This is a genomic window from Bradyrhizobium neotropicale (genome assembly GCF_001641695.1).
Taxonomy (GTDB): domain Bacteria; phylum Pseudomonadota; class Alphaproteobacteria; order Rhizobiales; family Xanthobacteraceae; genus Bradyrhizobium; species Bradyrhizobium neotropicale.
The window spans coordinates 29,478-42,174 of sequence record NZ_LSEF01000100.1; the positions used below are offsets into that span (position 1 = coordinate 29,478).

At 65.3% G+C, this 12,697-nt stretch carries 11 protein-coding genes; 6 read left to right on the forward strand and 5 right to left on the reverse strand.

The genetic code is table 11. The features are described 5' to 3' along the window. Window positions 1-430: DUF2867 domain-containing protein (locus AXW67_RS33600; protein WP_063681555.1), on the forward strand; the 430-nt coding region annotated here is incomplete at its 5' end. After that, window positions 427-1,077, forward strand: coding sequence for a 2-hydroxychromene-2-carboxylate isomerase (locus tag AXW67_RS33605; RefSeq protein WP_063681388.1), 651 nt, complete (start codon window positions 427-429; stop codon window positions 1,075-1,077). The genes AXW67_RS33600 and AXW67_RS33605, both read left to right, overlap by 4 nt. A 302-nt stretch (window positions 1,078-1,379) precedes the next feature. Here the strand turns inward: AXW67_RS33605 and AXW67_RS33610 are convergent, their stop codons facing one another. Then, window positions 1,380-1,883: a methyltransferase family protein gene (locus AXW67_RS33610; protein WP_063681389.1), complete on the reverse strand. Its 504-nt coding sequence runs from the start codon at window positions 1,881-1,883 to the stop codon at window positions 1,380-1,382. 215 nt (window positions 1,884-2,098) lie between these two features. Continuing rightward, a complete protein-coding gene (locus tag AXW67_RS33615) occupies window positions 2,099-3,214 on the reverse strand; it encodes an FUSC family protein (RefSeq protein WP_063681390.1) in 1,116 nt (371 codons plus the stop codon). A 123-nt stretch (window positions 3,215-3,337) separates the two neighbouring features. Here AXW67_RS33615 and AXW67_RS33620 point away from each other — a divergent pair, with 123 nt between their 5' ends. After that, window positions 3,338-4,708 carry an MmgE/PrpD family protein gene (locus tag AXW67_RS33620; protein WP_027550002.1) on the forward strand — a complete coding sequence of 457 codons (1,371 nt, stop codon included), beginning with the start codon at window positions 3,338-3,340 and terminating at the stop codon, window positions 4,706-4,708. A 43-nt stretch (window positions 4,709-4,751) separates the two neighbouring features. On the opposite strand, the gene AXW67_RS33625 is transcribed toward AXW67_RS33620, so the two are convergent. The 3 genes from AXW67_RS33625 to AXW67_RS33635 all read right to left on the reverse strand — a co-directional run bounded on the left by AXW67_RS33625 (window position 4,752) and on the right by AXW67_RS33635 (window position 8,024). Continuing rightward, window positions 4,752-6,179 (reverse strand): serine hydrolase domain-containing protein, encoded by a 1,428-nt coding sequence (locus AXW67_RS33625; RefSeq protein ID WP_063681391.1) that lies wholly within the window; start codon window positions 6,177-6,179, stop codon window positions 4,752-4,754. Between the two features lie 145 nt (window positions 6,180-6,324). After that, window positions 6,325-7,389 (reverse strand): helix-turn-helix domain-containing protein, encoded by a 1,065-nt coding sequence (locus AXW67_RS33630; protein ID WP_063681392.1) that lies wholly within the window; start codon window positions 7,387-7,389, stop codon window positions 6,325-6,327. Between the two features lie 62 nt (window positions 7,390-7,451). Continuing rightward, window positions 7,452-8,024: a GNAT family N-acetyltransferase gene (locus AXW67_RS33635; RefSeq protein ID WP_063681393.1), complete on the reverse strand. Its 573-nt coding sequence runs from the start codon at window positions 8,022-8,024 to the stop codon at window positions 7,452-7,454. Between the two features lie 64 nt (window positions 8,025-8,088). Here AXW67_RS33635 and AXW67_RS33640 point away from each other — a divergent pair, with 64 nt between their 5' ends. The 3 genes from AXW67_RS33640 to AXW67_RS33655 all read left to right on the forward strand — a co-directional run bounded on the left by AXW67_RS33640 (window position 8,089) and on the right by AXW67_RS33655 (window position 12,652). Beyond that, entirely contained in the window at window positions 8,089-9,006 is a 918-nt protein-coding gene (locus AXW67_RS33640; protein ID WP_063681556.1) for a pirin family protein, read from the forward strand. Window positions 9,007-9,099: 93 nt separating this feature from the next. Beyond that, entirely contained in the window at window positions 9,100-10,014 is a 915-nt protein-coding gene (locus tag AXW67_RS33645) for a phosphoribosylaminoimidazolesuccinocarboxamide synthase (RefSeq protein WP_063681394.1), read from the forward strand. Between the two features lie 421 nt (window positions 10,015-10,435). Further along, window positions 10,436-12,652 (forward strand): SLC26A/SulP transporter family protein, encoded by a 2,217-nt coding sequence (locus tag AXW67_RS33655; protein WP_027550008.1) that lies wholly within the window; start codon window positions 10,436-10,438, stop codon window positions 12,650-12,652. Window positions 12,653-12,697 lie beyond the last annotated feature (45 nt).

Here is a 12,697-nt window from a genome sequence, read left to right on the forward strand (position 1 = left end):
CGCGCAGTTCATCGACGCGTACCGCGTCGAGATCGGCGCGAGCCCCATCGATGCCCGCGAGGCCTGCGTCCGGATGGTGCTGCACGGACCGCGCTGGGTCGATGCACTCGTGCGCCTGCGCAACATCCTGGTGAGCCCGTTCGGGCTGAAGACATCGGGCGAAGGCGCGCCGGCACCGCACGGCCTGATCGGCCTGTTTCCGGTGGTCAGCGAAACGCCGGAGCGGCTGGTCGCGGGCTTCAACGATTATCACCTCGACTTCCGCATCGTGGTTGAATTGGCTGGCGAAGCAACAAGCCGCGAGGTCACCTCGACCACGCTGGTGCGGACGCATAATCTGCTCGGACGGACCTACCTCTCCCTGATCATGCCGTTCCACAAGCTCGTGGTCCGCGGCATGATGGGACGGATCATGGAGCCGGCGCGATGACACTTGCGGTCGACCTCTTCTTCTCCTTCCGCAGCCCGTACAGCTATCTGGCGCTACCCAAGACGCTCAAGCTCGTCGAGGACTACGATCTCGCGGTCAATCTGCGTCCGGTCTATCCGCTCGCGGTTCGCGTGCCCGGCTTCTTCAAGAAGGCCAATCCGCAATTCGCGCGCTATATCGTGCTGGACTCCCGCCGCGTCGCCGAGCACGAGAAAATCCCCTTCCGCTTTCCGCGGCCCGATCCGATCGTGCAGGACATGACGACGCTGGAGGTCGCAGCCGAGCAGCCCTACATCTATCGCCTGACCCGGTTGGGTGCGATGGCGCAGCTCGAAGGCCGCGCGCTCGCATTCACCGCCGCGATCGCGCGGGTGCTGTGGGACGGCTCGGTCACGGGATGGAACGAAGGCGACCATCTCGCGCGCGCCGCCGAAAAGGCCGGATTCGATCTCGCCGCGATGGACGCGGCGATCAGCAGCGATCCGGATCGCTACGAGCAGGTGGTCGCCGACAACGAGAAGGACCACGCCGCGTCGGGCCATTGGGGCGTGCCGACCTTCACGTTCGAGAAGGAGCCCTTCTTCGGCCAGGACCGCATCGATCTCCTGCTCTGGCGCATGCAGGGCAAGGGCTTGATGCGGCGGTAGGGGCGTACACTCACGAAATTGCCAAGTCCGCTTCGCTCTCGAAAGTCACGTTCAAGCTAACATTGATGCATGTCGCCCCTGGGCCAGATTCGGTCCTCATAATGCGCAGGCGCAGACGGCCGGTCTTCCTCCGGGATCGGAAAGACACGGCGTGCGAAGCAGTTGCCCGGCCCATGCGTTATTTCGACCTTGGCGGCTAAGGTAGTCGGCCCTCCGGGGCGAGGCCGCTAGGCGTGCTTGCTACGCTTCGCCGTCTCGCACTGTTTGTTGCAGCCGGCATCGAGCTGCTTGCAGCGATTCCTTTATGCGGCTCGCCATGGCGTCAACCGCGGAATCCACCGCGGCACATTAGTCCGAAAGCTCTCGTACTCCGTGCCGAATGTTTCCTTGAGCGTCGGTTCTTCGTACATCACCACAAAGAGATGAAAAAACAGCCAGAGTAGCGCGCCGTACCAGAGGAGACGCCAGTCACCAAACAAAAGGGCCTGACCAAAAATGACTGCGACGACCGCGATGTAGATCGGATTTCGCACGTAGCGATAAAGGCCAGTCACTACGAGCTTTTGCGTCGGCGCGACCGGAGCGGGCGTCCCCAGCCCCTCCAGCGCAAAACGGGCAAATGAATCCACAAGTCCGGGCACTCCGACGATGATCAATATACCGCCGAGGATGCGGGTTAGATCGACGCCGAAAAAAGCTGGCCGAAATTCCCACTGCGTGGCCCACCAGGGGATGAAGCCTGCCAGCACCAACGGCGCAATGACGAAGAACAGAGCGGAGCCCAAGACAGCAATTGCTTTCGACATTGCGTACTCCTGCGACCCGACAAGAATAGCTCAGCAAATCACTTTCTGCTTCGAGCATTGAACGTGGCTTCACAAGCCGGCCGTCGCGTTCTCTTCGCCTCACTTCTGATCTTCAGGCCGAGTTCCGGCATGGGTCATATGCCGCCGGTCACGGCCAGGCCGGGCGACTTCCGCTTTGCTGTCGGAAGCCGACGTTTGATCGTGCACTCCCTGGGTCACTTCGCAACCCGCACCGGCTGGTCCGCCGCGGCCTCCGACCATTCACCGACGACGCGGTCGAGATCGCAGAGATTCTGGTGCATCTGCTCCAGCGAGAAGCCGAGCGCGAAGAAGCGCTCCGCAGTGTCGCTGGGCTGGCCACGGATCAGACCGTCCTGGCGCACGGCCGCGACCGCCTCGGCATAGTGCTGGAGCGCGAGGTGCACGGGATGGATCGGCGGCGCGCCGGCGCCCTCGCGCAAGGCGCTCGCCGCCGAGCGCAGAAAGCGCGCGATCACGGTCGAGACCTCCGTCAGCGGCCCGGCGAGCCGCGTCTGCACCTCGGCCGGCAGCGGCACCACCGTGGCGCGGCCGATCATCACGACGTCATGGCGCAGCCGCAGGACGGTTCGCAGCAGAGGGCCGGTGTCGGGTCCGCTCGACAGGCGTGCCGCGCGCTCGCGCTCGGCCTCGGCGCCGATGGCATTGAGGCCCACCATCGCGGTGCCGATGCCGTCCTGGATCCGGTGCAGCGCGTCGTTGTCGCGGCCGCGCGTGAGACCTGCGAGCAGTTCGGTGAAGGCGTCCGCGATCAGCTCGAGCAGCGTGGCCGCGCTGGCGCGGATCTGCCGCACCGCGCGCGAGGGCAGCACCAGGAAGGAGACCAGCAGCCCGGTGATCGCGCCGACCGCGACCTCGCTGACGCGATCGATCGCCGAGGTCATGGGATCGGAATGATGCATGGTGGGAACCAGCAGCACGATCACCGCCGTCACCGTGGCAGCGCTCAGACTCGGATTGATCGCGGCGATGAAGGCGAGCGGGGCAACCGACAGCACCAGAAGCCCGAGCAGCCCGGCTTCGCTGGAATAGGGCAGCGACACCGCAATGGCGCCGCCATAGATGGCGCCGCCTATCGTGCCGAGCATGTAGTCGCGCGTCGCCTTCAGCGAGCGGCCGACGCTCATCTGGGTGACGATCAGCGAGGTCAGGACTGCCCAGAGCGGCAGCAACAAATGCAGCGCGGTCGCGACCACGTAGGCGACGGTCGCCGCCACCGTGACCCGGACCGCCAGCCCCAGTTGCGTCCTTCGCGACCGGATCTGGTCGAACACCTGTTTTGCGAGTGTCATCGTCAAAAATCCCGGTCCAAATCCTCGTAACCGACCAAAAGCATAGCTGATGCCCGCGGCCGCAAGGCCGCTTGAAAGGCAAAATCAGCCCGCCTAACTTGCCGGCCAAAACGAGGAAACACGATGGCCCAGGAAACCGCAACGCTCGCCGCTTATGTCGCCAACCTGAAATACCCTGATATTCCGGCGGAAGTGCTGGATCGCGCAAAAGTGCTGACGCTGGATTTCCTCGGCAGCGCAATCCGCGCACGCAGCGAAGCGGAATCGACCCCGTCACTCCTGAAGATGCTGGAGGCGCTCGCGCTGGACACCAAGGGCGAGTCCACCGTGTTCGGCGATGCCAAGACCTGGACGCCCGCGGTCGCAGCGCTGCTCAACGGCGCGCTCGGCCATTCCCTCGACTTCGACGACACCCATGCGGATTCCTCGCTGCATCCGAGTGCGCCGGTGGTGCCGGCGGCGTTCGCCGTCGGCGAGATGGTCGGCGCGTCGGGGCGCGACGTGCTGACCGCGATCGTCGCCGGATATGAAGTCTGCTGCCGGCTCGGCAATGCGCTCGACCCGACCTCGCACTATGCGCGCGGCTTCCACCCGACCGCGACGGCGGGTACCTACGGCGCGGCCGCGGCAGCAGCAAAACTGTTCGGTCTCTCCGAGAAGCAGATCATCGCCGCCTTCGGCGTCGCCGGCAGCCAGGCCGCGGGCTCGCTGCAATTTTTGGTCAACGGCGCCTGGAACAAGCGCTACCAGGTCGGCGCCGCCGCGATGAACGGCGTGATCGCCGCGACGCTGGCGCGCAACGATTTCGTCGGCGCAACGGAATCGGTCGAAGGCAAGCACGGCCTGCTCGCCGGCTACACCGACGACGCGCATCCCGACAAAGCAGTCGCCGAGCTCGGCAAGACCTATGAGACGATGAAGATCGGCGTAAAACCGTATCCGAGCTGCCGCTACACCCATGCCGCCATCGACGCGCTGATCGCGATGCGGCGCGAGCACAATCTGACGCCCGACCAGGTCAAGCGCGTCGAGATCGGGCTGCACCGCAACGGCATCACGCTGACGGGCGACGCCGCAACCAAGCGGCATCCGACGTCGATCGTCGGCGGCCAGTTCTCGATGTTCTTCACCGGCGCGCTCGCGCTCGATCAGGGCAGCTTCGGCTGGGACGACTATAACCGCCTCGGCGATGCCGCCATCGACAAGCTCGCGGACAAGTTCGACGTGGTGCAGGATGACCGGCTCGAGATCGGCCGCACCCACCCCTTCGGCGCGCGCGTCAGCATCACCACCGACGACGGCGTGCATGAACGGCTCTATGCCGATCCGTCGGGCGAGCCGACCTCCTTCCCTGATGCGCAGGCGATGCAGCAGAAATTCCTGACGCTGGCGCGCCCCGTGCTGAACGCGCGGGCGGAGAAGTTTGCGGACGCGATCCTGTCGCTGGAGCGGTTCGACCGCGTGGCGAAAGCGACGGAGCTGGGAAGGCAATAGCTCTTTCTTCTCCCTCTCCCCGTTCTTACGGGGAGAGGTGAAGTCAATTCACCCCCGCCACTTTCCCCTTCTCACGCGTCGCCGCGACCACGTCGCGAACCAAATCGAACACACCATCCGCATCCGGCGGCCAGTTCGGCGAGCGACCTAACCGCACGATCCCCAGCCGCTCCGACGGGATCACGATCGTGTACTGGCCGATCGTGCCCTTGGCGAAGAAGGCATCGCGCGGCCAGCCGTGCTCGATGCGGTAGGTCGCGCCAAAACTGTCGCCCTGATTGGTCCAGAAGCCGGCGCCGATGCCGACCCACGCGTTCGGCGTGGCCGACGCGGAGTAGCTCACCCAACCCTCGGGCAGGATACGCCTGCCGCCGGCGACGCCGTCGTTGAGATAGAGCTGGCCGAAGCGCGCCCAGTCGCGCGCGGATGCCAGCATTTCGCTCGAACCCTCCGCCGTGCCGGCGCCGTCGAGCTCAAGCGTGACATGGCGCATGCCGAGCGGCGCGAACAATTCGCGGCGCGCGAAGGCAAGCACATCGGCCGGATTGCCGCCGACCGCGTTGCGGATCAGTTGCGAGAGGATCAGCGTGTTGCCGTCGTGATAGTTCCAGGCCGCGCCCGGCGCTGATGCCAGCGGCATGCTCTCGGCATAGGCGGCCATGTCGGCTTCCATGAACTTCATGCGATTGACGGGCTCGAACGCGGAGCCGAGCGAAGCCTGGAGCGAGCTGCCAAGCGCAAGGCCGGCGGTGTGGCGCAAGAGCTGGTCGACGGTAATGGCGTGGCGCGGATCTTCCGGATTCTTCCACGCGGCAATCGGTGCAGGCCCGTCGAGCTTCAGCATGCCCTGCCGCACCAGGATTCCGGTCAGGGCCGAGGTCACCGATTTCGTCATGGAGAAGCCGAGCAGAGGCGTCTCCGGTCCAACGCCGTCCGCATAGCGCTCGGCGATGATGCGGCCGTTCTTCATGACGACCACCGCACGTGTCCGGCGATATGGCGGCTGCGCGGGCTCGGTGAAGGCGCGGTCGATCGCGACGGCTAGCCCCTCGCTTTGCGGCGGCACGATCGAAGGTCCGGCGATCTCGGGCAGCAGTGCGGGCTGCTTGTCATCGGGCGGCAACTCGACGTCGACGATCCCAGCGCCGTGCTCGAGCGTGCAGCCGAGGCCCTCGCGATAGACGGCATGGCTGCGGCCGATGCCGAACAGCGTCACCGTGACATCCTTGCGCACGCGGTCGACCTGGTAGTTCATCGCCCAGGTGATCAGGCCGGTGCCGGGCATCGCATCGGTGGTTTCAGTGAACGTGCGCCGGGGATCGAAGCCGGAGACGAACGTCTCGGCGCAGAGGATGTCGGCGGCGAAGCCGGTGGCGACCTTCGGCACGTCGCGAGCGCGCGCTGCGCCGAGCGCGAGGCCGGCGCAGGCGATGGTGGTGATGAGGAGGATGAACTTGCGGCGGCGGGTCAACGGCGGTTCTCCGGCTTGTGCAGGTATGGCGGGAGAAAGCCGGAGCGCACGGACGATGGCTCGCCGGATTTGGAAGTTGGCCTGCTGAAGATGCGTGCGGGCTGGCCGATTTTGAAATTATCTCGATATTACAATAGACTAGAAACTAGGCCACGCTGGTCTTCAGCCGCCGGTATTCCGTCGGCGTCACACCCGCGACCGCCTTGAAGGCGCGGTTGAAGGGACCGAGCGATTGGAAGCCGGCGTCCATGGCGATGGTGATGACGGGCACCTCGGCCTGGGCGGGATCGGCGAGCGCGGCCATGGCCTCTTCGATCCGGTGGTTGTTCAGGAACACATTGAAGTTGCGATAGCCGAGCCGCTGGTTGATCAAGCGGCGCAGCCGGTATTCGGGGATCTTGAGCCGGCCCGCGAGCGCACCGATGGTGATGTGTTCCTGGCGGTAGATCCGTTCGTCCGACATCAGCCGCATCAAGGCATCGATCAGCTTCTGGTCGGCAGCGTCCTCGGCCGCGACGGGTTGGCTCGGCACGATCGCCGGCGCGGGCTCGGCAGGCGCCGGAAACAGGTCAGCACCGTCGACGCGCATCATCGCGCAAGCGATCGCGGCGACGACCAAGGCGAGCACGCCGGCGTTGATCGTGTTGGCAATGTCGCCCGCGCCGCTCCCACCAACGAAGACCTGGAGCAACGCGTTCAGCCCGCCATAGAGTGCGGCGGCCACGACGATGAAGACGCGGAGGCGGCGTCGCCGCTCGACGAGGTCCGCCGACCACGACGTGATGGTTTGCATCACCGCCAGCGCGATGAAGCCGAGCGAGATCAGATTGGTCGCGACGACGGCGAGCCGCAGGTTTCCGCTTGGCGCGATCCAGAGGCAACTGACGAAGCTGAAGGCCGAAACGAGCGCCCAGACCGCGCCATGCCACCAATGCAAGCGAAAATCGTCATCGAACAGCGCGCGCGTGAAAAGCCAGAACACCGCGACATTGCCGGTCGACAGCGCGATCAGCGGCGCGTGCCAGGCAGACACCAGCGCCGGCGCGCCGATTGAATAGCTCGCCGCGTGCGCCGCCGAGCCGAGCGCGAAGGCAATCGCAAGCCGCCCCGCCAGCACGCTCCTGAAGCCGGAGAACAGCGACGCCGTCAGCACCAGCAGCACCGCCACGGCGCCGGCGCGAAAGGCGAGTTCGAGATTGGTCAGCAACATCCAGTCGACCCGATTGCGCAGCCGCGCCCATGCCTCGAACTTAAGTTAGATCAAAGACCGATTCAATTTTGCCGGAGCCACAAGGCGCGCGAGGTGATCCAGGCGTCGGCAGGCTTGCCGAACAGATCGATCTCGCGATCCTTTCGCGCCCCGAGGCTGCGGGCAACAGCTTGCGACGGCGCATTCACGCTTTCGATACAGTGCATGATCTCGTCGACCTCAAAGCTGTCGAACACCCAATCGATCGATGCACGGGCCGCCTCCAAGGCATAGCCTTTTCCGCGGAATTCCTTGGCAATGCCCCAGCCGACCTCGAAACCGGGCCAACCCGGCGGGCACCACGGACCGACCCGGCCGATATAGGCGCCGCTCGACTTTTCCTCGACCACGAACATGCCGAAGCCATGGAGAGCCCAGTGTCCCGAGATAACCGCCGCGTTGCGCCAGCCGGCGATCTCGGTCGCGACCGGCTTGCCGTCCGCTGCGATGAAGCGGGCCGTACCCGGATCGGTCAACATCTTGGCATTCGGCGCAATATCACTTGCGCACCATGGCCGCAGGATCAGACGCTCCGTCTCGATTCTTGGGCCCGTGACCTCCAGCAGCCTGGCGCCAGGCTTGAGCGGCGGAATCATCTGTCTCCTCCCGTTCCCAACGTTGTTCTGCTACAATCATATCAGCAAGAAGCAGGAGTCCACCATGAGCTGGATGCCCGACAACGACCCCGTGCTTGGCGATCCCAAGACATGCGATGCGCTCGACCTCGTCATCGTGCCGCGTACCCGCGATCTCGGCGACGGATTCGAGGTGCGGCGCGCGCTGCCGCATGGCAAGCGGCAGATGGTCGGGCCCTTCATCTTCTTCGACCATTTCGGCCCGGTGCAGTTCGTCTCCGGCAAGGGCATGGACGTGCGGCCGCATCCGCATGTCGGGCTCGCCACCGTCACCTATCTGTTCGACGGCGCAATCATGCACCGCGACAGCGAGGGCAACGTCCAGGAGATCCAGCCCGGCGCGATGAATTTGATGACCGCCGGGCGCGGCATCGCACATTCCGAGCGCACGCCGGATACGCAGCGCGCATCGGGCCAGAAGATGCTGGGCCTGCAGAGCTGGATCGCGTTGCCGGCGGGATCCGAGGAGATCGCGCCGTCGTTCCAGCACTACGCCGCCGGCGACCTGCCGATGATCTCGGAGCGCGATTTCACCGCGCGGGTGATCGCGGGCTCGTCCTTCGGCATCGCCTCGCCGGTGTCGATGGTCTCACCCTGGTTCTACACCGAGGTTACGGCGGTTGCGGGCGCGAGCGTGCCGCTCGACCCCGACCATGAGGAGCGCGCGATCTACCTCGTCGACGGCGAGGTCGAGATCGCCAACGAGCGCTATGAGGGGCCGCGGCTCCTGATCTTCCGCCCCGGCGATCGCATCACCGTGAAGGCGCTCAAGGCCACGCGGATGATGTTCCTGGGTGGCGATGCGCTGGAAGGGCCGCGCCACATCTGGTGGAATTTCGTCTCCTCCAGCAAGGAGCGGATCGAGCAGGCCAAGCAGGATTGGAAAACCGGCCGCTTCGCGGCGGTTCCGCAGGAACATGAGTTCATTCCGCTGCCGGAATAGGCTATCCCCGCTTCCGGCCGCGCTGTCCGGCGCGGCTGGATTTCCTGCCCGAAGGCCTTGTCTCCGAAAGCCCTGTCTCCGAAAGCCTTGCCGATGACCACCATGCTCTCCAGCGACCTGCCCCTGTCCAAGATCGGACGCGGCAAGGTGCGCGATATCTATGCCGTCGACGACGACCGCCTGCTGCTCGTCACCACCGACCGCATCAGCGCCTTCGACGTCGTGATGGGCGAGACCATCCCGATGAAGGGCGCGGTGCTGACGCAAGTGAGCGCGTTCTGGTTCAGACAGCTCGAAGGCGTGGTGCCGCATCACATGATCAGCGCCGACACCGACGAGATCATCGCCGCCGTGCCGGCCTTGGGGCCACACCGTGCCGACATCCATGGCCGCGCCATGCTGTCCCGCCGCGCCACCGTCTTTCCGATCGAATGCGTGATCCGCGGCTATCTCTCCGGCTCGGCCTGGAAGGAATATGCTGCAAGCGGCACGCTCGCGGGTGAGAAGCTGAAGGCCGGCCTCGCCGAGAGCGAGAAGCTCGAGCCTGCGATCTTCAGCCCGGCGACCAAGGCCGAGACCGGCCACGACGAGAACATCACCATCGCGCGGATGCGCGAGGTCGTCGGCGACGAGGTCGCCTACACGCTCGAGAACATGACGCGCGCGGTCTACACGCTCGGCGAGGAGCGAGCGCGTGAGCAGGGCATCATCATCGCCGACACCAAGTTCGAGTTCGGCCGCGACAAGGACGGGCGCATCATCCTGATCGACGAGGTGATGACACCGGATTCCTCGCGCTTCTGGGCCGTCGATGCCTACAAGCCCGGCCAGCCGCAGGCGAGCTTCGACAAGCAGCCCTTGCGCGACTATCTCGACATCGAGCGCCACGCCGGGCGCTGGAACGGCGACGCCCCGCCCCCGCCGCTGCCGGCAAGCGTGGTGGACGCGACCAGCAAACGGTATCTGGAAGCGTATCGGCGCGTGACGGGGACGGAGCTGAAGATTTAATCAGTCGTTGCCTCTCGCTCCGTCATTGCGAGCGCAGCGAAGCAATCCAGAATCCCTCCGCGGGGACAACCTGGATTGCTTCGCTGCGCTCGCAATGACGGGGAAAGGCCGATGCGCCCCTCCCACCGACATGCGCGTGGTCGCGGAGGACGCGACCTTCGGCATATTCTGCCGCCGATTCGGCGGGCCGCTGATCGATCTCGGCACCCTCCGCCTGCCGGGTATGATTGGCCATTCACATGCCATGGATCTCATCCTCACCGGGGCGTCCGGTCGGCGGCGCCGAGGCCTCCGGCCAGGACAAATGACGCGAACGATTTTGCCAGAAATTGTCGGACATTTCACAATCAGAAGAATCCTGTTGCGCTAGCCTCCGACTCGTCTACGTCTCGGACGGGAATTTTCAGGGGCGCACAAAGGCGTGACAGATCCAGCAATTACCTACAGTCCGGTCCCGCGCTCCAGCCCAACCCTCAAACGTGCGCTGAATGATATCCTGGGCGGCAGCGCCGCGAGCGTCCTGACCGTCACCTTCGGGCTCTCCTACGCGCTGCTGATCTTTGCAGGCCCGCTGTCGGCCTATTTGTCCTACGGGATTGCCGCGACCTTCATCAGCTCCGCCATGCTTGCGGCCGTCGTCGCATTCGGAAGCTCGCTGCCCTTCGCGGTCGCCGCGCCTGACAGCTCGACCGCGGCCGTGACGGGAATCCTCGCCGCCTCGCTGGTCGAGCGCATCGAGGCGGCGAACCTGCCGACGTCATTGCTCTCGTCCGTCCTGATCACGCTCGGCCTGTCGACCATTCTGACCGGCGTCACCCTGTGCGGATTGGGACTGACCCGGATGGGCCGGGCGATCCGCTACGTGCCTTATCCCGTGGTCGGCGGCTTCCTCGGCGCCACCGGGCTTCTGATCGTCATGGGCGCGATCCGGGTGATCACTGACCATCCCGTGCAATTTTCCACGCTGCTGCGCTTCACCAGCGGGATCACGCTGTCGGAGCTGGGCGCGGCCTGCGGGATGGCGCTAGTGCTGTACCTGACCTGGCATCGCTCGCGCAGCCCTTTCGGGCTGCCGATCATCCTGGTCGGCGGCATGCTCACGGCGCACATGGCGTTCTGGATCGCCGGCATCTCGCCGGACGAAGCACGGAGCCTGGGCTGGACTTTCCAACCGCCACCGCCGGCGTCGTTCATGTTGCCCTGGCACACCGACGGTTTCGTCCACTATCCCTGGCACGCCGTGCCGGACCTGCTCGGCAACCTCGTCGCCGTCATCTTCGTCACGGCGTCGAGCACGCTGTTCAACACCACGGGGATCGAGGTCGCCGTGCATCGCGAGGCCAACCTGGAGCGCGAGCTGAACGTCACGGGCGCGGCCAACATCCTGACCGGCGCGCTCGGCGGCTATGCCGGCTGCATTTCGGTGAGCCGTTCGATCCTCAATTTCAGCAGCGGCGGGCGCGGGCGCCTCTCCGGGCTGACCGTCGCGGCGATGTCGCTTTTGATGCTCGCCGTCGCGCCGGAGCTGCTCGGCTTCATGCCGAAATTCGTGCTCGGCGGCCTCCTGCTCTATCTCGGTGCCGACCAGCTCCATAAATGGATCATCGAGTCGCGCAAGCGGCTCTCCAAGCTCGAATATCTGTCGCTGATCGCCATCATCGCGATCATCGTGACCTGGGGTTTCGTGCCGGGCATCCTGATCGGCGTGATCATCGGCTGCGCGACCTTCGCGTTCAGCGCGGCGCGGGTGGAGTCGATCAAGTACAGTTTCGACGGCTCCGAATATCGTTCTTCGCTCGACCGCTCGCGCGACGACCAGGAGGTGCTGCTGGCCCATGGCGGCAAGATCCAGGGCCTGAACCTGCAGAGCTATCTGTTCTTCGGCTCCGCCAACCGGCTCTATCAGCACGTCAAGCGCCTGCTGCAGGAGCGCCCGGAGTGCCGCTATCTGCTGTTCGACTTCAAGCTCGTGACCGGCGTCGATTCCTCAGCGGCCTACAGCTTTGCTCAGATCAAGCGCAGCGCGGCGGATCTCGGCGTCGAGCTGATCCTGGTACATCTGTCGGCCGCCGCCGAGAAGGTGCTGCGGTCCAGCGACTTCATCGGCGAAGGCGTCGCCCTCATTCCCGAGCTCGATCATGCGCTGGAGTGGTGCGAGAACGAGATCATCTCGCAGCATCAGGGCTTGGCGCAAGAAGAAGCCAGCTTGAAGGACTGGTTCACGGGGATTCTCGACAGCGAGGACGACGCCGACGAGCTGATCCGCCGCTGCCAGCGCCTCGAGGTCGAGGCCGGCGAGGTCATCGTGCAGGCCGGCGATGCCGCCGATTCCATGCACTTCATCCTCGACGGTCGCGTCGGCATCATGGTCCCGGCCGACGACGACCGCACCACGCGCGTGCGCAGCCTCGGCCGCTACACCACGATCGGCGAAATGGGCCTCGTGGCGCACACGCCGCGCAGCGCGACCATTCAGGCGGAAGTCGCAAGCGTGCTCTACGTGCTGAACACGCACCAGTTCGACGCGATCAAGGACGAAGACCCCGAGCTCAGCCACAAGCTGCTGACCTATTTCGTGTCGGTCATGGCCGAGCGGCTGAGCTTTGCCAATCGGACGATCGCGGTGCTGCGGCGGTGAAATGCGCAGCGAGTGCGATTGCATATACCGGAGGTCGTCATGGCC

Coding starts and splice junctions, on each gene's coding strand:
- AXW67_RS33605 (WP_063681388.1), top strand. CDS start 427: ATGACACTTGCGGTCGACCTCTTCTTCTCCTTCCGCAGCCCGTACAGC.
- AXW67_RS33610 (WP_063681389.1), bottom strand. CDS start 1,883: ATGTCGAAAGCAATTGCTGTCTTGGGCTCCGCTCTGTTCTTCGTCATT.
- AXW67_RS33615 (WP_063681390.1), bottom strand. CDS start 3,214: ATGACACTCGCAAAACAGGTGTTCGACCAGATCCGGTCGCGAAGGACG.
- AXW67_RS33620 (WP_027550002.1), top strand. CDS start 3,338: ATGGCCCAGGAAACCGCAACGCTCGCCGCTTATGTCGCCAACCTGAAA.
- AXW67_RS33630 (WP_063681392.1), bottom strand. CDS start 7,389: ATGTTGCTGACCAATCTCGAACTCGCCTTTCGCGCCGGCGCCGTGGCG.
- AXW67_RS33635 (WP_063681393.1), bottom strand. CDS start 8,024: ATGATTCCGCCGCTCAAGCCTGGCGCCAGGCTGCTGGAGGTCACGGGC.
- AXW67_RS33640 (WP_063681556.1), top strand. CDS start 8,089: ATGAGCTGGATGCCCGACAACGACCCCGTGCTTGGCGATCCCAAGACA.
- AXW67_RS33645 (WP_063681394.1), top strand. CDS start 9,100: ATGACCACCATGCTCTCCAGCGACCTGCCCCTGTCCAAGATCGGACGC.